Source organism: Nisaea sp., assembly GCF_965216895.1.
Lineage (GTDB): Bacteria > Pseudomonadota > Alphaproteobacteria > Thalassobaculales > Thalassobaculaceae > Nisaea.
The window spans coordinates 1,949,740-1,970,114 of sequence record NZ_OZ244205.1 but is presented as its reverse complement, the minus strand read 5'-3'; the positions used below and the strand labels follow the sequence as shown (position 1 = coordinate 1,970,114).

The 20,375-nt window shown below is 64.1% G+C and carries 18 protein-coding genes; 10 read left to right on the top strand and 8 right to left on the bottom strand.

Going from position 1 to position 20,375, the window contains the following annotated elements; all coding sequences use genetic code 11:
- Positions 1-136 precede the first annotated feature (136 nt).
- The 4 genes from ACOOE1_RS09420 (at position 137) to ACOOE1_RS09405 (ending at position 4,070) form a co-directional block, all read left to right on the top strand.
- Positions 137-625 carry a hypothetical protein gene (locus ACOOE1_RS09420; RefSeq protein ID WP_420406095.1) on the top strand — a complete coding sequence of 163 codons (489 nt, stop codon included), beginning with the start codon at positions 137-139 and terminating at the stop codon, positions 623-625.
- Positions 626-630: 5 nt separating this feature from the next.
- On the top strand, positions 631-1,245 hold the full coding sequence (locus ACOOE1_RS09415; RefSeq protein WP_420406094.1) for a ferric reductase-like transmembrane domain-containing protein: 615 nt from the start codon (positions 631-633) through the stop codon (positions 1,243-1,245).
- A 183-nt stretch (positions 1,246-1,428) separates the two neighbouring features.
- A complete protein-coding gene (locus ACOOE1_RS09410; protein ID WP_420406093.1) occupies positions 1,429-2,778 on the top strand; it encodes a glutamine synthetase family protein in 1,350 nt (449 codons plus the stop codon).
- A complete protein-coding gene (locus ACOOE1_RS09405) occupies positions 2,778-4,070 on the top strand; it encodes an NAD(P)/FAD-dependent oxidoreductase (RefSeq protein ID WP_420406092.1) in 1,293 nt (430 codons plus the stop codon). The genes ACOOE1_RS09410 and ACOOE1_RS09405 overlap by 1 nt, the downstream gene beginning before the upstream one ends.
- A gap of 87 nt (positions 4,071-4,157) precedes the next feature.
- Here the strand turns inward: ACOOE1_RS09405 and ACOOE1_RS09400 are convergent, their stop codons facing one another.
- The 3 genes from ACOOE1_RS09400 to ACOOE1_RS09390 form a co-directional block, all read right to left on the bottom strand.
- Complete coding sequence (locus tag ACOOE1_RS09400; protein ID WP_420406091.1) at positions 4,158-6,449, bottom strand: Orn/Lys/Arg decarboxylase N-terminal domain-containing protein; 2,292 nt, start codon at positions 6,447-6,449, stop codon at positions 4,158-4,160.
- A gap of 111 nt (positions 6,450-6,560) precedes the next feature.
- Positions 6,561-7,802, bottom strand: coding sequence for an HlyD family secretion protein (locus tag ACOOE1_RS09395; protein WP_420406090.1), 1,242 nt, complete (start codon positions 7,800-7,802; stop codon positions 6,561-6,563).
- Between the two features lie 16 nt (positions 7,803-7,818).
- On the bottom strand, positions 7,819-8,256 hold the full coding sequence (locus tag ACOOE1_RS09390) for a hypothetical protein (protein ID WP_420406089.1): 438 nt from the start codon (positions 8,254-8,256) through the stop codon (positions 7,819-7,821).
- Positions 8,257-8,485: 229 nt separating this feature from the next.
- Here ACOOE1_RS09390 and ACOOE1_RS09385 point away from each other — a divergent pair, with 229 nt between their 5' ends.
- Both ACOOE1_RS09385 and ACOOE1_RS09380 read left to right on the top strand, forming a co-directional pair.
- Positions 8,486-9,739, top strand: a complete 1,254-nt coding sequence (locus tag ACOOE1_RS09385) for an MFS transporter (RefSeq protein ID WP_420406088.1) — start codon at positions 8,486-8,488, stop codon at positions 9,737-9,739.
- Between the two features lie 160 nt (positions 9,740-9,899).
- The gene (locus tag ACOOE1_RS09380) at positions 9,900-10,874 is read left to right on the top strand and encodes a calcium/sodium antiporter (RefSeq protein WP_420406087.1); all 975 of its coding nucleotides are present in this window, start codon (positions 9,900-9,902) and stop codon (positions 10,872-10,874) included.
- A 9-nt stretch (positions 10,875-10,883) separates the two neighbouring features.
- Here ACOOE1_RS09380 and ACOOE1_RS09375 read toward each other — a convergent pair whose 3' ends face one another.
- The 4 genes from ACOOE1_RS09375 to ACOOE1_RS09360 all read right to left on the bottom strand — a co-directional run bounded on the left by ACOOE1_RS09375 (position 10,884) and on the right by ACOOE1_RS09360 (position 15,753).
- Positions 10,884-12,404 (bottom strand): tripartite tricarboxylate transporter permease, encoded by a 1,521-nt coding sequence (locus ACOOE1_RS09375; protein WP_420406086.1) that lies wholly within the window; start codon positions 12,402-12,404, stop codon positions 10,884-10,886.
- 1 nt (position 12,405) lies between these two features.
- Entirely contained in the window at positions 12,406-12,888 is a 483-nt protein-coding gene (locus tag ACOOE1_RS09370) for a tripartite tricarboxylate transporter TctB family protein (RefSeq protein ID WP_420406085.1), read from the bottom strand.
- An 87-nt stretch (positions 12,889-12,975) separates the two neighbouring features.
- Positions 12,976-13,947 (bottom strand): Bug family tripartite tricarboxylate transporter substrate binding protein, encoded by a 972-nt coding sequence (locus ACOOE1_RS09365; RefSeq protein ID WP_420406084.1) that lies wholly within the window; start codon positions 13,945-13,947, stop codon positions 12,976-12,978.
- 96 nt (positions 13,948-14,043) lie between these two features.
- The gene (locus tag ACOOE1_RS09360; RefSeq protein ID WP_420406083.1) at positions 14,044-15,753 is read right to left on the bottom strand and encodes a thiamine pyrophosphate-binding protein; all 1,710 of its coding nucleotides are present in this window, start codon (positions 15,751-15,753) and stop codon (positions 14,044-14,046) included.
- Positions 15,754-15,914: 161 nt separating this feature from the next.
- On the opposite strand from ACOOE1_RS09360, the gene ACOOE1_RS09355 reads away from it, so the two are divergent.
- From ACOOE1_RS09355 to ACOOE1_RS09340, 4 genes are all read left to right on the top strand, one after another.
- Complete coding sequence (locus ACOOE1_RS09355; RefSeq protein ID WP_420406082.1) at positions 15,915-16,598, top strand: GntR family transcriptional regulator; 684 nt, start codon at positions 15,915-15,917, stop codon at positions 16,596-16,598.
- Positions 16,599-16,614: 16 nt separating this feature from the next.
- A complete protein-coding gene (locus ACOOE1_RS09350) occupies positions 16,615-17,229 on the top strand; it encodes a flavin reductase family protein (RefSeq protein WP_420406081.1) in 615 nt (204 codons plus the stop codon).
- A gap of 134 nt (positions 17,230-17,363) precedes the next feature.
- Entirely contained in the window at positions 17,364-18,755 is a 1,392-nt protein-coding gene (gene fumC / locus ACOOE1_RS09345; RefSeq protein WP_420406080.1) for a class II fumarate hydratase, read from the top strand.
- Entirely contained in the window at positions 18,755-19,900 is a 1,146-nt protein-coding gene (locus ACOOE1_RS09340; protein WP_420406079.1) for an alpha-hydroxy acid oxidase, read from the top strand. Before fumC ends, ACOOE1_RS09340 begins: the two co-directional genes overlap by 1 nt.
- Positions 19,901-19,909: 9 nt before the next feature.
- Here the strand turns inward: ACOOE1_RS09340 and ACOOE1_RS09335 are convergent, their stop codons facing one another.
- Positions 19,910-20,308, bottom strand: a complete 399-nt coding sequence (locus tag ACOOE1_RS09335; RefSeq protein WP_420406078.1) for a RidA family protein — start codon at positions 20,306-20,308, stop codon at positions 19,910-19,912.
- Positions 20,309-20,375: the final 67 nt, after the last annotated feature.

The following is a 20,375-nucleotide window of genomic DNA, read 5'->3' as shown; positions in this document are numbered from 1 at the left end:
CGTCGCATCACGAAACCGTGAGGGCCGGTTACCGCATGCGTCGCATCGATTAAATGAAGAGTGTTCGCCAGAGCGTCAGTTGCCGTCGAACCTCGTCTGACGAATGATGAGCGCAATGCCCCACGGGAGAAATCCGATGCCCGCCGACCTTGTCACACGTCGCACCCTGCTCGCAGCCGGCGGGGCGGTTGCGGCAAGTTGTCTGTCCGGCCTGCTCGTTCCCGCCCGCGCCCAGGGACTCCCGCCGACGCCCTCCATGCGCGGCGGGTCGAACAATTACATCCCGAATGCGCCGATCGTGGAGCGGATCGGCGGCGGCGGTTTCTGGATGACGGGAACCGTGCGCCGCGCGGGCGACGGGGCGCCGCTCGCGGGCCAGCGCATCCAGATCTGGGCGCACACGACCGAAGGCTACGAAAGCGATCCGGAGAGCCACGGCGCCACGCTCACCGACGCGAAGGGCGAGTTCCGGCTCGAGATGCCGCAGATCGTCCCGGCTTTCGGCCAGCCGCACGGGCATCTCGCCTATGACAGCGGCGAGTTCGAGACCGTGTTCCTGCGCCCGGTCATGCGGAGCTCGAAGGATTCCAGCCTGGAGGCCCACTTCGTCCTCAAGCCGGCCTGAGGGCGGTGTCCGCGACAGCAATCGGCCGTGTCCGCAAGTTCCTGATCTGGAGCGCGCTCGCGTTCGCCATTGCCGTGCCGTTGGCAGCCGCCGCGGCGAGCCCGCTTCTGGCATGGCGCGATCCGGTCTACATCGCGGCCGGGTTCGCGGGGATCGCCGCAATGGCGCTGTTGCTGCTCCAGCCGCTGTTGATCGGTGGATACCTGCCCGGCCTGCCGGCCCCCCGCGCGCGCCGGATTCATGGCATGGTCGGAGGTCTTCTCGTCTTGGCGGTGGCGCTCCATGTCGCGGGGCTCTGGATCACCAGTCCGCCGGACGCGGTCGACGTGCTCCTCTTCAGATCGCCGACGCCGTTCTCGGACTGGGGCGCGATCGCCATGTGGACCGTATTCGCGGCGGCCCTTCTGGCGGTTTTCCGGCAGCGGATGAGTGTTCGTCCGCGGACGTGGCGCTTTGCGCACGCGGCTCTCGCGGCATTGACCGTGCTGTGCAGCGTGGTTCATGCGGTTCTGGTCGAGGGGGCGATGGAGACGGTCTCCAAGGTCGCGCTCTGCGCACTGGTCGTGCTGGCGGCTGCGAAAGTGTTCTCCGATCGCCGCGTGTGGAATCTTCGGCGCTAGACGGAGAGCGCCGTCGGCCAATCCCTCTGTCCTGCCAGAGCATCGACCATCGTTCCGCCGGAGACCGTCATGCGTGCGATTTCGGCGCCGGTCCCGGTGCGAATATTCGATTTGACAGAATGCGAAAACAGACCCCTAGTCATGGGATCGTCCCGAATTCAAATGCCCGAACGAGGCTTGAGAGTGTCTGTCGATAATCTGAACAGCCTGCTGCAGGACCATCCTGAAATCGAGACGGTTTTCGCATGTGTCTGCGATCTGAACGGGACGATGCGCGGCAAGCGCCTGCCAATCGAACAGGCGGCGAAAATTCTGGGTGGCGGTCTGCGGATGCCGCTTTCGATCCTCAGTGTCGATGTCTGGGGCGAGGACATCGAAGGCAACGAGCTTGTCTTCGAAACCGGCGACAGTGACGGGATCTGCGACTTTACCGGCCGCCCGATCGTCCTGATCAACTGGACCAACCGGCCTTCGGCACTGGCCATGCTGTGGATGCGGGAGGAAGGCGGGAAACCGTTCACGGGCGATCCCCGTCGCGCCCTGGCGCAGGTGGTCGAGCGTTATGCCGAGCGCGGCCTCACGCCGGTGGTCGCGACCGAGCTCGAATTCTATCTCTACGATCCGAGCGGTACGCAGCCGCAGCCGCCCTGTTCGCCGATCACGGAGAAGCGGCTCGGCTCGGACGGCGCGCTGTCGCTGGACGAACTGCAGCACTTCGACGAGTTCCTCGACGATGTCTACGATGCCTGCGCCGAACAGGGTATTCCGGCGGACGCCGCGATTTCGGAGAACGGCGCCGGGCAGTTCGAGATCAACATGATGCATGTCGGAGACGCCCTGAAGGCGGCGGATGATGCGGTTCTGTTTAAGCGCCTGGTGCGCGGCATCGCCCGCAAACACGGCCTCGCCGCGACTTTCATGGCGAAGCCCTACGGCGAACGCGCGGGCAGCGGTTTCCACGTTCACTTCTCGCTGCAGAACGGGGCCGGAGAGAACCTGTTTGACAACGGCGGCGACGAGGGTTCGCCGCTGATGCTGAACGCGGTTGCGGGGTTGCTGGCGACGATGCAGGAGAACACCCTGGTCTTCGCGCCACACGAGAATTCCTACCGACGCCTTCTGCCGGGAGCGCATGCGCCCATCAATGTCGCCTGGGGCTACGAGAACCGTACCGCGGCCATCCGCATCCCGGGTGGCAGTCACAAGGCGCGCCGGATCGAGCACCGGGTCGCAGGCGCGGACACCAACCCCTATCTCGTCCTGGCGAGCGTCCTCGGCGGCGCGCTGATCGGCATCGAGAGAGAGATGGAACCGGCTGCCCCGATCACGGGCGACGCTTACAGCATGAAGCTCGAACATCTGCCGCTGGACTGGGCGACCTCGATCGAGGCTTTCCGCCGCGGCACCCTGGTCCAACGCATTTATTCGAAACGCCTGCAGACTATGCTGGTCGAATGCAAGATGCAGGAGCTGAAACGCTTCGCCCGGCAGGTCACCGATTTCGAATATGACACTTATCTGGAAGTCGTCTGATGACCACCCGGCCCACGGCCCACACGACAAGCTATTACGCCGCCAGCGCCAATCCGTCGCCGGAGCGACCGCCGCTCGAAGGCGACCTTGCAATCGATGTTCTGATTGTCGGTGCCGGCTATAGCGGCCTGTCGACCGGCCTGCACCTGGTCGAGAAGGGTTACAAGGTCGCGATCATCGAGGCCGCTCGGGTCGGCTGGGGCGCCTCGGGGCGCAACGGCGGCCAGATCGTCAATGGCCTGAACGCGAGCCTGCAGACGATCAGGAAGCGCTATGGCGCGGACACCGCGAGCTTCGTTGCCGGGCTGGTTCAGGAAGGCGGCGAGATTATCCGCGAGCGGGTGAGGACATACGACATCCAGTGCGACCTGAAGGACGGCAACGTCTTCACCGCCTATACCGGCGCGCACATGCGCGAACTGGAAGAGCGCCTCAGTCTCTGGGCCGGCTACGGCATCGAGAACCAGGAGATGCTCGACAGGGCCGCGCTCCGCAAGCATGTCAACTCCGACGCCTATGTTGGCGGTATGATCGACCGCTCCGGCGGTCACATGCACCCGCTGAACCTTGCGCTCGGCGAGGCGGCGGCGTTCGAGAAGCTTGGCGGCAGGATCTACGAGCGGACGCCTGCCGTGCATGTCGACACCGACGCGGCGAAACCCGTTGTGAAGACCCCGGACGGCGCGATCACCTGCCAGACGCTGGTACTCTGCGGCAACGCCTATCTGGGCCATGTCGTGCCGACGCTGACGCCGCGCATCATGCCGGTCTCGACCCAGGTGATGGCAACCGAACCCCTCGGAGAGGAGCGGGCGAACGACCTGATCCCGACCGACGTCTGCGTCGAGGACGTGCGCTACATCCTCGACTATTTCCGGCTCTCCGCCGACAAGCGCATGCTGTTCGGCGGCGGTACGGTCTATGGCGGCACCGATCCAAGCGATATCCGGGCCAAGCTGCGGCCCAACATGGACAAGGTGTTCCCGCAGCTGAAGGGCGTGAGGATCGAGTATGCCTGGAGCGGCAATTTTGCGCTCTCCTTCAGTCGCGTGCCGCAGATGGGCCGGATCGGCAGCAACACCTATTTCGCGCACGGTTACAGCGGCCACGGCGTGACCGGCTCGCACACTTTCGGCCGCATCCTCTCTGAAGCGATCGACGGCGACCGTTCCCGCTTCGACGTGTTCGAGAACGTGCCCTGGTACCCGTTCCCCGGCGGCCGCCTGTTCCGGGTGCCTTACTCGGTAGTCGGCTCCTGGTGGTACACGCTCCGGGACAGGCTCGGGGTCTGAAATCCTCGTTCAGCAGGAGCGCGCGTAGTCCCGGAGATGGATAGACGCCTGCCTGCGTTCAGGACGTAGATCTGGAAATGCAGCGCTCTACTCCGCCACGCAATCGGCGAAGTAATGGACCTGACCGTCTGTATCGACTTCCTGCACCAGACCGTGGATATCGGTCTCGAAGCCCGGACACTCGCGGGCGAATGCGCGGTTGAACTTCAGGTATTCCACGATCTTCGCGTTGAACACCTCGCCCGGAATCAAGAGCGGGATACCCGGCGGATAGGGCGTGACGAGACTGGTCGTGATGCGGCCCTCGAGCTCGTCGATGGGTACGCGCTGGGTGGTGCGGCGGGCGATATGAGAGAACGCCTCGCTCGGATTCATCGCCGGCGTCAGGTCGCTCAGATACATGTCGGTCGAGAGGATCGCGACGCCGTACTTGGCATAGAGCTCGTGGACATGCTGGCAGAGATCGCGCAACCCCATCTGCTCGTAGCGCGGTTGCTTGGCGCAGAATTCCGGCATCGTGCGCCACATCGGCTGGTTCTTCGCGTAGTCGTCCTTGAACTGCTGCAATGCCGTCAGCAACGTGTTCCAGCGGCCCTTGGTGATACCGATGGTGAACATGATGAAGAAGCTGTAGAGGCCGGTCTTTTCCACCACCACGCCGTGTTCGGCCAGGTACTTGGTCACGATTGAGGCAGGGATACCCCAATCCTCGAACCGTCCGTCGAGATTGAGGCCGGGCGTGATGAGCGTCGCCTTGATCGGGTCGAGCATGTTGAAGCCCGGCGCCATGTCGCCGAAGCCGTGCCAGGACTCCGCGCCGTCGGAGGCCTGGACGCCGTCCGCGTCGGTCCGCTTCAGCACCCAGTCCCTGGTGCGGCCGACGCCTTCCTCGGCCAGCTCAGCCGGGCCCCAGACCTGGAACCACCAGTCGTCGGCGCCGAATTCCTCGTCGACCTTGCGCATGGCGCGGCGGAAATCGAGCGCCTCGGCGATGCTTTCCTCGACCAGCGCCTTGCCACCCGGCAGCTCCATCATCGCGGCGGCGACGTCGCAGCTTGCGATGATGCTGTATTGCGGGCTGGTGCTGGTGTGCATCAGGTAGGCTTCGTTGAAGAGATGCCGGTCCAGTTTCACTTCTTTCGAGTCCTGGACCAGCACATGGCTCGCCTGGCTGATCCCGGCCAGCAGCTTGTGGATCGACTGCGTGGCATAGGTGACCGAGTGCCTCGTCCGCTCCCGCTTGCGCCCCATCGCGTGATAGGTGCCGTAGAAGGGATGAAAGGAGGCGTGCGGCAGCCAGGCTTCGTCGAAATGCAGGTTGTCCACATAGCCGTCGAGCAGGTTCTTGATGGTCTCGGTGTTGTAGAGCACGCCGTCATAGGTGGACTGCGTCAGGGTCATGATCCGCGGCTTGACCGTGTCGGGATCGACACCCTCGAGCAGCGGGTTCGTCCTGATCTTCTCCTTGATCGACTCGATCTCGAATTCCGACTGCGGGATCGGACCGATGATGCCGTGATGGTTCCGCGTCGGCTTCAGAAAGACCGGGACCGCACCGGTCATGATGATCGAGTGCAGGATCGACTTGTGGCAGTTGCGGTCCACCACGACGACGTCGCCCGGCGCCACCGTGTGATGCCAGACCATCTTGTTCGAGGTCGAGGTACCGTTGGTCACGAAGTAGCAGTGGTCGGCGTTGAAGATCCGCGCGGCATTGCGCTCGGACGCACCGATGGCGCCGTTATGGTCCAGCAGCTGGCCCAGCTCCTCCACCGCGTTGCAGACGTCGGCCCGCAGCATGTTCTCGCCGTAGAACTGGTGGTACATCTGCCCGACCGGGCTCTTCAGGAAGGCCACACCGCCGGAATGGCCGGGGCAGTGCCAGGAATAGGAGCCGTCCTCTGCATAGTCGAGCAGCGCCCGGAAGAAAGGCGGCTGGATGCTCTCGAGATAGCTCTTGGCCTCGCGGATGATGTGCCGGGCGACGAATTCCGGCGTATCCTCGAACATGTGGATGAAGCCGTGCAGCTCGCGCAGGATGTTGTTCGGGATGTGTCGGCTGGTCTTGGTTTCGCCATAGATGTAGATCGGCACCTCGGCATTTTTCCAGCGCACCTCTTCGATGAAATTCCGCAGGTTGAGGACCGCCGGATCGAGATCGGGACCCGGGGTGAATTCCTCGTCGTCGATCGAGAGCACGAAGGTACTGGCGCGGGACTGCTGCTGGGCGAATTGCGAGAGATCGCCGTAGCTCGTCACGCCGAGAACTTCGAAACCCTCGCTCTCGATGGCCTGTGCGATTGCGCGGATGCCGAAGCCCGAAATGTTCTCTGAGCGGAAGTCTTCATCGATGATGACGATCGGAAAGCGGAACTTCATGGACCTTTTCCCTCGAAGATCAAGTTGGCGGCATAGCACGCAAACCGGATATGGGTCGCGCGAATTCCGGCCCAAGTCGATAGGGCCGGAATTCAGCTCAGCTTTGATCGTTTAGTGGCCGGAAAACACCAGTGCCTGGACCGGCATGATGATGGTCTGGATCCGCAGCAGCAGCGCATGGATGAGCCCGACCGTATCGACGAGATGAAGAAACAGGAACTCACCGGTCCCGAGATCCTCGCTCGCCAGCCTCTCGTGATTGCTCGTATAGGCGTTGGCGATACACCGGCTTCCCGGCGGAAGGTTCGCGATACCACCTTCGTACAGCGGCTCCATATAAGCGGTGATGGTGCCCGGACGACGGGCATCCTGGATGTCGAACAGCTGATCGGTCGGGCGCAGCTGTCCGGCGGCGATCACGTCCTGCACCTGGGTTATGACCATGGGGATCACTGTAAAGGGCTGGGCCATGCAGCTGATTTCCGCCAACATTCCGGGCTTGATCACCTGACCCGCGAGCTGATTGAAACCCGCATGGACGAACCGGCGTCCGGTGGCGGTCCCGCTCGTCGGGACCAGGATGCCGGCAGGCCGGAAGGCCTGGTTGATGACATCGCCTTCTTGCAGGCCGAATTGCTCAATCCGTCCGGCCTCGCCCGCCCGGATCGTGGTCTTGTCAAGTTCGACCAGGGCCTGTTGCAGCGCTGCTTCCGCACTGGCCTTGCGGGCAGGGAGGCCGACATTGAGCTTTTGCGCGACTGCCTTGTGATTGGCCTCCGCCGTCGCCACTCCGGCGGCCTGGGCGTCGAGGCGGATTTCCAGGCTGTCAATCTCACGCTGCCGTACGGCGGAGGAGTTGCGTGACTTCAGACGATACTGCGTATCCAGCTCTTCCTTCACCTGGCGGTAGTGTGCCTTGGCTTCGTTCACCCGGCTTGCGGCCGCCTCGAGATCGGCCTGGGTGATGACGAAATCCGCTTCTACCTCTTCGATCCGGCGCTCCGCCGTCGCAAGGGCGGCCAGTTGCTGAGAGTTGTCCAGACGGAACAACACCTGCCCGCGCTCGACATCCTGATTGTTGACGACATGCACCTCGCTCACGCGGCCGGAGATCTGCGGCAGGATCGTAACTGTGCGGTAGAACGAGGAAGCGTGCGTGGTCGACGGATGATAGTAGAAAACGATGGTTATCAGGGTGACCGTCAGGAGGATGCAGAGTGTGATGCCCCACCGCAGTTCGAACCAGACGGTGAAAAAGGTCAGCTCGTGTCCCCAGCGTTTCCCCTGTAGGTAACGGCGTGCAAGATAGTCCGGAAGCACCGTCAGCATCGAGCAGAGCAGGAGTTCTACCAAGGCGATCTCTCCCGGATTACCGTTGCGCCGTGCTGTCCGTTCCGCCCTCATCGGTTGCGGAAGCGGGGCGGCCTGGAGCGGGTGAGGGCGACGTCGCGAGGTTCGCGTCCTGACGGTCGAGAAATTCCCCCAGGCGCCGCGAGATTGTCTCGATCGGGGTTGCGATATCGGGGACCTTTATCACTGCGATGAGCAACGCAAGGACCCAGAAAAGATTGTTGTGTGTAAAGAGTGCGAGCAGGCCCAGAACCCCGACGAGTTGAAGCTGCGTCGAGTTATTCTTACCCGCCAGATGCTCCGGCATGGCGTGCAGGCTGAAATAGGCAACCCCGGCGAGCACGATGATCCCGAGCAGAAAGAGCAGCGTGACCGTGAAGAGCGGATCGCTTCCGTCCGGACCTGCGAGATACCCGGGGAGATGTTCCGGAGCGAAGGGATTCTGTTTCTGGCTCATCGTTCTGCTTTGGTTTGCCGAGGCTGGCTGCCGCGCGCACCAATACCGGGTGGGCGGAAGTTATACGGCGATCGATCCGATCAGTGCCGGTGCAATCTAACGTCGATATTTGGGGTCGGCAATGCATTCCTTCCGCCGATTTGATCGCTTTGCGGGATCTTCCCGGTCGGGTATTTTCGACTGATCGGTATACTCCGAACTATCGATTCGATTTCGGCATATTATTGAAATGAAAAGCGCGTCCATCTTCGCAGTGCGGGAGGTCGACAGCCCCTACGCCTGGTTCCGCCTCTCCATGTCTCTGCTGATCAGCATGGTCGGCGGTGTCGGCCTGTGGTCCGTCGTCGTGACCCTGCCGGCGGTCGAAGCGGAGTTCGACGTGGCGCGGGCCGATGCCTCGCTGCCCTACACGGTTACCATGATCGGTTTCGCCATCGGCGGCATCCTGATGGGGCGCGTGGCCGACCGGTTCGGCATCGTGGTGCCGCTGCGCTTCGGCGCCGTGATGCTGGCGCTGGGATATTTCCTCTCCGCCCAGGCCGAGAGTCTCTGGCAGTTCGCGGCCGTCCAGGGGGTGCTGATAGGCATGCTCGGCAGTTCCGCCAGCTTCGGGCCGGTGATCTCCGACATCACCCACTGGTTCCAGCGCCGCCGCGGGCTCGCCGTCGCCATCGGCGCCAGCGGGAGCTACCTTGCCGGGACGATTTGGCCGCCCGTGGTGCAGTATTTCGTCGACACTCAGGGCTGGCGAGATGCGCATGTTGCCATCGCCGGGATCTGCCTTTTCACCCTGCTGCCGCTTTCCGCCGCGCTGCGCCAGCGCGGCCCGGTGGCGCCGGCCCCGGCTCCCGGATTAGAAGTCGCGCCGAAGATTGCGCCGGCCGGCGACGACATCCCGTTGCGGGGACCGGTCGTCCAGGGATTGCTGCTGGTTGCGGGGCTCGCCTGCTGTGTCGCCATGGCGATGCCCCAGGTCCATATCGTCGCCTATTGCGGGGACCTGGGATACGGCACGGCGCGCGGTGCGGAGATGCTCTCCGTGATGCTCTTCACGGGGATCGTCAGCAGGCTGACCTTCGGCTGGATCGCCGACCGGATCGGCGCGCTCCGCACGCTGATGCTGTCGTCGTCCCTGCAGGGCCTCTCCCTGCTCCTGTTCCTGCCCTTCGACGGCCTCGTTCCGCTCTATTTCGTCTCCGCCCTGTTCGGCCTTGCCCAGGGTGGCATCGTGCCGACCTATGCGCTCGTCGTCCGCCAGGTCTTCCCCGCCGCCGAGGCGGGAACCCGGGTCGGCCTCGTGCTTTCGGCGACTCTCCTTGGCATGGCGCTCGGCGGCTGGATGTCGGGCATGATCTACGATCTGACCCTCTCCTATGATGCGGCCTTCCTCAACGGCGTCGCGTGGAACCTTCTCAATCTCGGCGTTGCGATCTTCCTCTGGGTTCAGATCGACCGGCGCGGGCCCGTGCGGGCGGTGGCCTGACCCTCTTGGATACGGGGCCGCCGGAGCAATAGGCTGGAGTGACAAAATCCGTAGTGGCGCCCTTTGGCGCGGCTGCGGCCTACCCATATTCACGGGCGGGCGGAATGGCCGTCCCTGTCGGCCGGAAAAGGCCCCCCGCCGAAGCGATGGATGGTCTCGGATGATCTGGCTGGAACTCGCCCTCGGGCTCGCGCTTCTGTTGGCCGGAGGAGAATTTCTCGTTCGGGGCAGCGTCGGTGTCGCCCTGCGGCTCGGCGTCTCTCCGTTGCTGATTGGCCTGACCCTGGTGGGGTTCGGCACCTCGACGCCGGAATTGGTGGCCAGTCTGGAAGCGGCCCTGATCGGCGCGCCGGGGATCGCCGTCGGCAATATCGTCGGCTCCAACATCGCCAATATCCTCCTGATCCTCGGGGCTTCCGCCGTGATCCTGCCGATCGCCACGACCCGACGGTCTTTCGGTCGCGACGGCTCGGTATTGATCGGGGCGAGCCTGCTTCTGCTCGTTGTGACCATGATGGGCGAACTCGGCCGGTTTGCCGGGCTCGCGCTGATCGCGTTGCTTGCCGTCTATACGCTCTATACCTACCGGTCCGAGCGTCGGAGCGGGCTGGCCGCGGAGCCGTCATTGTCCGAAATCGCAGCGGCGCCGAGCGGACAGATGACACTGCGCTTCGGCCTGATGCTCGCCGCGGCCGGAATCGGCGGCGTGGTCTGGGGTGCGAGCCTGCTGGTCGGGGCCTCGATCGAAATCGCCCGCGCTGCCGGTCTCTCCGAGACGGTGATCGGCCTGACGCTGGTCGCCGTCGGTACCTCGCTGCCGGAACTGGTGACTTCGGCCACGGCGGCGGTGCGCCGGCAGGGGGATGTCGCCTTCGGCAACATCGTCGGGAGCAACATCTTCAACATTCTCGGGATCGGCGGCGTGACGGCGGCGGTGACCCCGATCGACATCCCGACACAGATCGGTACCCTCGATATCTGGGCCATGCTGGGTGCCGCCGTATTGTTGGTGCTCTTCGCCGTGACCAACTGGCGGGTTTCCCGTGGCGAGGGCGCGGTCTTCCTGGCGCTCTACGCCCTATATCTCGCGGTTCAGTTCCATCCTGGCCTGCGCGCGGCCGCCGGCCTCGTCTGAGGGTGGCGCTCAGGTCTCTCCCGCGGCCGCCCGTTTCGCCTGCCGCGCCGGGCGGATCCTGAGCAGCCAGACGAAGAGCAGGGTCAGCGCGAGCAGTATGGCGCTGGCCGGGCTGGTGAGAAAGATCGTCGGATCGCCTTCGGAAACGATCAGCGAACGGCGCAGGAACTCCTCGAAATAGGGGCCGAGGATGACGCCCATCAGCGCCGGGACCACAGGATAGCCGAACACCCGCAGCAGGAAGGCGAGAACACCGATCGCCAGCGCCATCCACATCTGGAAGAACGAGAAGGACGAGGCATAGACGCCGACCATCGAGATCATGGCGATGAAGGCATAGAGCAGGCCGCGATTGATTTGCGAGAGCCTGAGATAGACCGGCCCGAAGGCCAGCACCGAGACAAAGACCAGGATTGAGGAGACAAACAGGGCCGCGAACATCGGGGCGATGACCGCGAAGTTGCTTCCGAGCAGGGCCGGGCCGGGGACCAGGCCGTGGATCAGGAGCACGCCGAAGATGATCGCCGTCACCGCGTCGCCCGGAATCCCCATGGTCAGCAACGGGATTACCGCGCCGCCGCACATTGCGTTGTTGGCGGCCTCGGAGGCGGCGAGGCCCTCGTAGGACCCCTTGCCGAACTTCTCGGGGTGCCGCGCACCGCGCTTCGCTTCCGCATAGGCGATGAAGGAGGCCATCGAGGCGCCGCCGCCCGGCAGCATGCCGATCAGGACGCCGATGACGGCGCTCTTCGCGTAGGTCAGAGGGCCGACTTCCTTCAACCGTGCTCGGGTCGGCATGAAGTCCCGGCGCCGTGGCCTCACGATCTCGGCAACCGCTTCTCCCCGGCTCAGTGCGGTGGGCAGCGCCGCCTGCGCGATCAACTCGCAGACCGCGAAGAGACCGATCACCGCCGGCAGCAGGCCGATGCCCTCGATCAGATGATAGCTCTCGAAATCAAAGCGGCCGACCGGCACCATCGGGTCGATGCCGACGGTCGAGATCATCAGGCCGATCGCCATCGCCGTCGCCGCCTTCAGCAGCGATCCGGTGGCGACGATCGTCACCGTCACGATCGCCAGCAGGACGAGGGAGAATTTGTCAGGGGTCTGAAAGAGGAGGGCGAGCTGGCTGACCGGCTGCGCCAGCGCGATCAGCACGGCAGCGCCGATCAGGCCCCCGAAGGCGGAGGATAGCGCGCTCATGCCGAGCGCCTGCGGTCCCTCGCCCTTTTTCATCAACGCATGCCCGTCGATCGTCGTGATCGCGCCGGAGGGCGCGCCGGGGATGTTCAGGGTGATTCCGGTGATCGAGCCGGAATAGATCCCGGCCATGTAGATGCCGGCGACCATCACCAGCGCGTCGGCCACGTTCATGCCGAAGGTGAAGGGGAGCAGCAGGGCGATGGCGAGCGTCGCCGTCAGGCCCGGAATGGCGCCGAAGACGAGGCCGAGGAGGAAGCCGCCGATCAGGTGCAGGAAGGTGACCGGAAGGGCGAGGGCGAGGAACCCGTCGGCGATTTGCGCGAGCATCTCAGAACTCCCAGACCGGCAGGTAGAGACCGAAGACCTGGACGAAGAAGAGCCAGCCGAAGAGGGTGACGCAGCCTGCGACGACGGCCGACGTCAGAGCGGAGCTGAGCCAGGCGCCGCTACGCTCGAAATTGAAGAAGAGGGCGATCAGGAAGGTGTAGAGAAAGGCCGCGACCAGATAGCCGAGATAGAAGAACCCGATGATGAAGAGGATCGTCAGGCCGATTGCGATCGCAGGGCCGATAAGGCGGAGATTCGGCACATGTTCCGAAGCGGCGGTGTCCGTTTGGGGCGCCGCCTCTGCGCGGATTTCCGTATAGAGAATGCGGGCGACCGCAAGATAGAGGAACGCGCAGAGGATCGAGGGCAGGAAGGCCGGGCCCGGCTCTCCGGTGGCGAAGGGCGGGTCCATCTGCAACACCTGGCTGGCATAGACGGTGTTCAGCGCGGCCAGCGCCAGGGCGAACAACACCTGGCCGCTCATCAACCTTGTCATCCTCATGATTTTCCCCTGCGCGGTCCGCCGCGAAGCGCGCCGGGCCCGGAGTGTCCCGGGCCCGGCACCTGTACCTTACTTGCTGAGCAGGCCCGCCGCGACCAGTTCGTCGATCAGCTTGAAGGCCTTCGCCTGGGACGCCTTGACGTAGGCCTCCGTCTGTTCGGCGTTCATCCAGACCGCGCCCATGCCGGTGTCGGCCGCCGCCTTCTGGAACTCGGGCATGTCGAACACCTTGGCGAAGGCCGCTTCGAGAGCCGCGCGCTGCGCCGGGTCGACCGAGGCCTGCGTCGCGATCAGGCGGAAGCTTCCCCAGACCACGTCGAAGCCCTGCTCCTTGAAGGTCGGAACGTCGGGGAACAGCTCGGAACGCTCGTCGGACATCACGCCGAGCACCCGGGCCTGGCCGGACTGCACCGCGGAGAAGGCGGCGGAGAGGCTGGTGGAAGCCGCATCAGTCTCGCCCGAGAGGAGCGCCTCGCGCTGCGGGCCGGAGCCTTTCGGATAGGGCACGTGCTGCACTTCGATGCTGGCCTGCTGGGCGAAATCGATCGCTGGCAGGTGCCAGACGCCGCCGGTGCCGACATTCGCGATCTTCAGCGAGCCCGGCGCCGCCTTGGCGGCCGCGACGAACCCGGCGAGATCCTTCCACGGGGCGTCGGCCTTCACGATGAGGGCGGTCGGGTGCACGGTGACGGAGCCGAGATAGGCAAGCTGCTCCGTATCGTAGCCCGGAACCAGCTTGTAGTACGGAACGGTGATCACGCTGTCCCAGGTGAGCGAGCCGATGGTGTAGCCGTCGGGACGGGATTTCATCAGACGCAGGGTGCCGACACCGCTCTGCGCGCCGGTCACGTTCTGGGTGTTGATGCCGACGCCAAGCTGCTTTTCGGCAAAGCTCATGAAGGTCCGCATCACCGTATCGGTGCCGCCGCCGGCGCTCCACGGCATGATGTGCAGGATATCCTTGCTCGGGTAGTCGGCGGCTTTCGCGGCACCGGTGAGCGGAAGGGCCAGAACGGCCGCGGCGACGAGTGTCTTAGACAATTTTCCGAAGAGCTTCATAGCTGTCCTCTCTGCTTGGGGGGGAAGGGAGCGCGGGGCGCGTTGTCTCGCGCCCTTCGTCATTGTGGGTGGGTCAAATCAGGTGAAGTAGGGCAGGTTCTTTGACTTGGCGGCGCGGACCCAGGACGGGACAAAGGGAACGATCTTGTCCTGCGACGGCACCATGATCTCGATGAAGCTGGCGCCGGGGTGGGATATGGCGTCACAGAGGATCTGTTCGATTTCGGCCTCGGAGGTGATCCGTGCAGTTTTGAAGCCGAAGCCTTCCGCGACCTTGATGTAATCGACCGCACCGAAATCCGTCGACCAGGGCTCGTCGACATCGTCCAGCAGGATGGCCTCGCCGCGGATCCAGCCGTAATTGTCGTTCCGGGTCAGGATAACCGTATGGTTCTTGCCGCTGCGCCTGATGGTCTCGAAATCGCCGAGCACGAAGGCGAGCGAACCGTCGCCGGTGAAGGAGATGACCGGGCCGTCATTCGCGAAGGAGGCACCGATACCGGCAGGAACCGAGTAGCCGAGCGCGCCCATCGAATAGTTCGTGATGTAGCCCCGACCGGCCTGCTTCAGGGAGAGCAGGGCGGAGGGATAGATCGCGCTGACACCCGGTTCCGCCGTCACGATGGCGTCCGGCGGCAGGATGGCGTCAAGCACCTGGGTCAGCTTCACCGGGGAGACCGTGCCCTCGGGCATCGGGATGTTGGAATTGAAGACATTGTCGAGCGCCGTGCGCTTGATCTGGGTAAGATCGAGCGTCTCTCGCTTCAGGCCGGGATGCTCGGCGCGGATCAGCTCGACCATGTATTCGAGGGTCGCCCGTGCATCGCCGACGAGACCCACCTTCAGCGGGAAGTTGTTGCCGACATGGGCTTCGGCGATGTCGAGATGCAGGAAGGTCTTGGTCTTCGGGTCGCCGTACAGCTTCCAGTGGTCGGTCGAGCTGGAATCGGTGTTGGTGCCGACGAAAAAGACCGTATCGGCGCTCTTCAGATAGGCGTTCGAGTAGTCCATCCCGCCGCGCGCGCCGATGACGCGCAGCGACAGCGGATGAGTTTCCGCGATCGTGCCCTTGCCCGGGGTGGTGGTCGCAACGGGGATCTGCAGCAGTTCCGCCAGTTCGACGAGGATTTCCGAGGCGCGCGAGATCAGCGCGCCCTGGCCGCAGACGATGACCGGCTTCTCGGCCGCGAGCAGGATGCCGATGGCTTCGCGAATCTTCGCGTGGTCGGCGACGGGGCGGTGCGCCGGATACTCGCTGTAGTCCGGCTCGGCATAGAGATCGTCGATCTCGGCCTCGTCGTGAAAGATGTTGATCGGCACACGGATATGGACCGGGGCCGGCCGCCCGGAGGTCGCCACGCGGAAGGCCCGACGCAGCATGAAGGGAATTTCCTTCACGTTGGTGAGGTGGAAGGATTCCTTGCAGATGCTGTCATAGAGCGCGGTCTGGTCGATGCCGGTCAGCCCGTGCTTCTTGTCCTGGTTCACCGGGATGTCGGAGCTGAAATAGATCACCGGCACCGAGCTGAGGTAAGCCTCGGTCAGGCCGGGCGTGCAGTGGGTCACACCGGGGCTCGGTGCTTCGAGGACGCAGGGGCGTCCCGTGATCTTGGCATAGGCCTCGGCGGCGAAGGAGGCGGTTCGTTCGTCCCGGGTCAGGACAAACTCGATGTTGGAATGGCGGCGCCATTCCTTGTACCAGCCGATCGTCGTCTCGCCGGGCAGGCCGAAGACATGCGACACGCCGTGGAGCTCCAGCATCTTCAGGATGACCTGAGCGCCGTTCATCGTACTTCCCACCGGAGGGGCTCCCTGCTAGGACTGCAAAATGGAATTCAAAGCTGTATACAGAGTGATGCACAGCACTAAATACGAATCAATTGTTTTCTTCGAAACATTCTCTAGAGTGGCTGTGATCGATGCCGCGTAACTCACAGGCCATTGAAAAGATGACAAAAACCGAAGGAACGGTGGAGCGGGCCTACCGTCAGCTGAAGGAAATGGCGACGAACTATGCGTTCAAACCGGAATCGCGGCTGAACGAGAGCGAGTTGGCCAAGCAGCTGGAAACGAGCCGAACCCCGTTGCGCGAAGCGCTGAACCGGCTGGTGGCCGAGGGGTTCCTGACCTCGCGGAGCGGCCAGGGATTTTTCTGCCGCTCGCTGACGCCGGCAGAGATCATGGATCTCTACGAGGCGCGGGGCGCGATCGAGTGCGAGGCGGTCAAGCTCGCCGCGCTCAGGGCGGACCCGTCCGACGTGCTGGACCTGGAAAAATTCCTGGAGCGGTCGCGTGCGGACTACCGGCCCGGAACGCCGCCGGAAATTCTGGTCAAGCTGGACGAGGAGTTCCATCTCCGGCTCACCGCGCTCTCCGGAAATGCCGAGATGGTGCGGATGCTGGAGAACATGAACGGCCGCATTCACTATGTGCGTCTGATCGACCTCAAGGCGCTGTCCGAGCGCGACGGCCCGGACGTCGTCACGACGGATCCGCACAGGCGCATCCTCGACGCGGTGAAACGGCGCGACCCCGAGGCGGCTCAGCAGGCGATGCGTGCCCATATCGAGCGCCGCCTCGAGGCGATCACCCAGACTGTCCGCAGCGCCTTCGCGCAGCTCTACGCCCCCTGAACGGGAGACCCCGCCGATGAAGAGTTTCGATCTCGCCGACCTGTCGGCGGCAGACGCCTACAAGCTGATGCGCAACGTGGTGACACCGCGGCCGATCGCGCTGGTCACGACTCTCGACGAGGAAGGCGTGGTGAACGCGGCGCCGTTTTCCTTCTTCAATGCCATCGCCTTCGATCCTTGCATGGTCGTGCTCGGCCTGGAGGCCCGGCCCGACGGCTCGCCGAAGGACACCTCGCGGAATATCCGCGCAACGCGCGAATTTGTCGTCAACATGGTCGACCGGGCGATGGCGGAGAAGATGAACCTCTGTTCGACGCCGCTGCCGCACGGCGAATCCGAGATCCCGCTTTCGGGTTTCACCACCGCGCCGTCGGAGCAGGTGAAGCCGCCGCGCATTGCGGAAGCGCCGGCCGTGCTTGAATGCACCCGGCATACAACTCTGGAACTCGGCAACCGGCGCGAGATCGTGGTCGGCGAGGTCCGGGCGATCGCGGTTCGCGACGATCTGTTGCTCGATGCGGAGAAACTCCATATCGACCATGTGGCGCTCGACACGATCGCCCGGCTCGGAGCGAACCTGTATGCGACCAGCCGCGATACCTTCGAGATGATCCGACCGGACGGGCGCTAGGAGACTTGCGCGTAGGACCGGCGGGCATCGAGAACGTGAGAATGGTCCGCCGTCAAGGGCGGGCGGGTGATCCCATGGAGCGATGCTGGCCTTCACCGTAACCGGGTCCATATGGTGCTGACGGAGGACCGATCATGACCGAGACACGTACCGAAACCGACACGATGGGCGAGATGTCCGTGCCCGCGGACCGCTATTGGGGCGCCCAGACCCAGCGCTCGCTGCAGAATTTCAGGATCGGCGGGGAACGGATGCCGGTGGCGCTGATCCGCGCCTTCGCGATACAGAAGAAGGCGGCGGCGCTCGCCAACATGGCGCTCGGCAAGCTCGATCCGGAACTCGGCAGGGCCATGGTGACGGCGGCGGACGAGATTGTCGCAGGCAAGCTCGACGATCATTTCCCGCTCGTCGTCTGGCAGACCGGCTCGGGCACCCAGACCAACATGAACCTGAACGAGGTGATCTCGAACCGGGCCATCGAACTGCTCGGCGGCACGATCGGCAGCAAGGCGCCGGTCCATCCGAACGATCACGTCAATATGGGGCAGAGTTCCAATGACAGCTTCCCGACCGCGATGTCGATCGCCGCGGTGCTGGAAATCGAACGGGAGTTGCTGCCCGCGCTGAAGGAATTCCACGCGGCGCTGAAGGCGAAGCAGGAGGAGTTCGCGTCCATCGTCAAGATCGGCCGCACCCATCTGCAGGACGCGACGCCGGTCACGCTCGGGCAGGAATTCTCCGGCTATGCGCGGCAGATCGAGCTTGGGATCGAGCGGGTGAAGGGCGCGCTGCCGCGGCTGCGCGAGCTGGCGCAGGGTGGCACGGCCGTCGGCTCCGGCCTGAACGCGGCGCCGGGCTTCGCGGAGGAATTTGTCGAACGGGTACGTGAGATCACCGGCATTCCCTTCACCAGCGCGGTGAACAAGTTCGAGGCGCTGGCGGCGCATGATGCGCTGGTCGAGATGTCCGGCTGCCTCAATGTGCTGGCGGCGAGCTGCATGAAGATCGCGAACGACATACGCCTGCTCGGCAGCGGTCCCCGCAGTGGGCTCGGCGAACTGCAACTGCCGGCGAACGAGCCCGGTTCCTCGATTATGCCCGGCAAGGTGAATCCGACCCAGTCGGAGGCCCTGACCCAGGCCGCGGCCCAGGTGATCGGCAACCACGTCACCATCACCACGGCGGGCGCGACCGGGCATTTCGAATTGAATGTCTTCAAGCCGGTGATGATCTACAACCTCTTGCAGTCGATCCGCCTGCTGGCAGACGGGACACGCAGCTTCTCGGAGAACTGCGTCTCGGGCATCGTGGCGAACGAGGACCGGATCCGGCAGCTCATGGAGCAGTCGCTGATGCTGGTAACGGCGCTCAACCCGCATATCGGCTACGACAAGGCGGCGGAGATCGCGAAGAAGGCTTTCGCCGAAGGCACAAGCCTGAAGGAGGCCGCGCTGGCGCTCGGCCATCTGACGGAAGCGCAGTATGAGGAATGGGTGCGCCCGGAAAACATGGTCGGAGAACGGTGATGCGGCTGACGGACTGTCACAATTTCCACGATTTCCGGAAGCTGGCGAAGCGGCGGCTTCCGGGGCCGATCTTCAACTATATCGACGGTGCCGCCGACGATGAGGTTACCTACCGCCGCAACACGGAGAGTTTTGAGCGCTGCGACCTGGTGCCGAACATCCTGCGCGGAGTTGCCGATATCGACATGTCGGTGACGGTGCTCGGGCAGAAGCTCGAGATGCCGATTTACTGCTCGCCGACCGCCCTGCAGCGGCTCTTCCACCATGACGGCGAGCGCGCGGTCGCGGCGGCTGCGGCCAAGTTCGGCACCATGTTCGGGGTTTCCTCCCTCGGCACGATCAGTCTCGAGGAACTGCGGCGCACGCACGACAATCCGCAATGCTATCAGTTCTATTTCCATAAGGACCGGGGTCTCAACAGGGCGATGATGGAGCGCGCCAAGGAGGCGGGCGTCCAGGTGATGATGCTCACTGTCGACAGCATTACCGGCGGCAACCGGGAGCGCGACCTGCGCACCGGCTTCTCCATCCCGTTCCGGCTGACGCTCGGCGGCATGCTGCAATTCGCGATCAAGCCGCTCTGGGGCGTCAACTACATCACCCACGAGAAGTTCGCCCTGCCGCAGCTCGACGAGCATGTCGACATGAGTGGCGGCGCCATGTCGATCGGGCGCTATTTCACCGAGATGCTGGATCCGTCCATGACCTGGGACGATGTCGCCAAGATGGTCGATCTCTGGGACGGGCAGTTCTGCCTGAAGGGCGTAATGTCGGTAGAGGACGCGGAGCGCGCGGTGGAGATCGGATGCACCGGCATCGTGCTCTCGAACCATGGCGGCCGTCAGCTCGACGGCTCCCGCGCGCCTTTCGACCAACTCGCGGAGATCGTCGATGCGGTAGGGGACAGGATCGACGTGATCATGGACAGTGGCATCCAGCGTGGGACCCATGTGCTGAAGGCGCTTTCCATGGGCGCGAAGGCGGTCGGTGGAGGGCGCTTCTATCTCTATCCGCTGGCGGCGGCCGGGCAGGCCGGAGTGGAGCGCGCACTGACCCTGATGCGGACCGAGATCGAGCGCGATATGCGCCTGATGGGGGTCAGCAGCGTTGCCGAGCTGTCGCGGAACAACCTGGCGTTCCGCTGAGGTAAACCGTCAGTCGGGGATAACCGCTGTCGCCTCGATTTCGATCTTCGCCTCGTCCTCGACGAGGGCGGAGACGACCACCATCGCCATCGCCGGGAAGTGGTAACCCAGGACCCGGCGATAGGCCTCGCCGACCGCGCGCTGGTTGGCGAGATAATCCTGCTTGTCGGTGACGTACCAGGTGAGCCGCACCAGGTGCTCCGGCTTGCCGCCGGCGGCTTCCAGCACCGTGCGGATGTTCCGCAGCGCCTGTTCCATCTGGCCGATGAAATCCTTTGCCTCGAAGACCTGATTCTCGTTCCAGCCGATCTGCCCGCCGATATGGAGCGAGGCGCCGCGCGCGAGGATGCCGTTCGCATAACCCCTGGGTTGGACCCAGCCTTCCGGCTGTACGTTGATATGGCTCATCGGATGTCCTCCGGGCGGGCGCGTTGTTTCTCGCTGCGTTTCTGCTTTGCATCATAAGGGCATGGCG

Bases quoted from the DNA above. Each gene is read 5' to 3' on its own strand.
- ACOOE1_RS09390 (WP_420406089.1), bottom strand. From the start codon at position 8,256: ATGAGCCAGAAACAGAATCCCTTCGCTCCGGAACATCTCCCCGGGTAT.
- ACOOE1_RS09350 (WP_420406081.1), top strand. From the start codon at position 16,615: ATGAAGAGTTTCGATCTCGCCGACCTGTCGGCGGCAGACGCCTACAAG.
- ACOOE1_RS09380 (WP_420406087.1), top strand. From the start codon at position 9,900: ATGATCTGGCTGGAACTCGCCCTCGGGCTCGCGCTTCTGTTGGCCGGA.
- ACOOE1_RS09420 (WP_420406095.1), top strand. From the start codon at position 137: ATGCCCGCCGACCTTGTCACACGTCGCACCCTGCTCGCAGCCGGCGGG.
- ACOOE1_RS09360 (WP_420406083.1), bottom strand. From the start codon at position 15,753: ATGAACGGCGCTCAGGTCATCCTGAAGATGCTGGAGCTCCACGGCGTG.
- ACOOE1_RS09335 (WP_420406078.1), bottom strand. From the start codon at position 20,308: ATGAGCCATATCAACGTACAGCCGGAAGGCTGGGTCCAACCCAGGGGT.
- fumC (WP_420406080.1), top strand. From the start codon at position 17,364: ATGACCGAGACACGTACCGAAACCGACACGATGGGCGAGATGTCCGTG.
- ACOOE1_RS09385 (WP_420406088.1), top strand. From the start codon at position 8,486: ATGAAAAGCGCGTCCATCTTCGCAGTGCGGGAGGTCGACAGCCCCTAC.
- ACOOE1_RS09400 (WP_420406091.1), bottom strand. From the start codon at position 6,449: ATGAAGTTCCGCTTTCCGATCGTCATCATCGATGAAGACTTCCGCTCA.
- ACOOE1_RS09340 (WP_420406079.1), top strand. From the start codon at position 18,755: ATGCGGCTGACGGACTGTCACAATTTCCACGATTTCCGGAAGCTGGCG.
- ACOOE1_RS09375 (WP_420406086.1), bottom strand. From the start codon at position 12,404: ATGCTCGCGCAAATCGCCGACGGGTTCCTCGCCCTCGCCCTTCCGGTC.
- ACOOE1_RS09405 (WP_420406092.1), top strand. From the start codon at position 2,778: ATGACCACCCGGCCCACGGCCCACACGACAAGCTATTACGCCGCCAGC.
- ACOOE1_RS09370 (WP_420406085.1), bottom strand. From the start codon at position 12,888: ATGAGCGGCCAGGTGTTGTTCGCCCTGGCGCTGGCCGCGCTGAACACC.
- ACOOE1_RS09355 (WP_420406082.1), top strand. From the start codon at position 15,915: ATGACAAAAACCGAAGGAACGGTGGAGCGGGCCTACCGTCAGCTGAAG.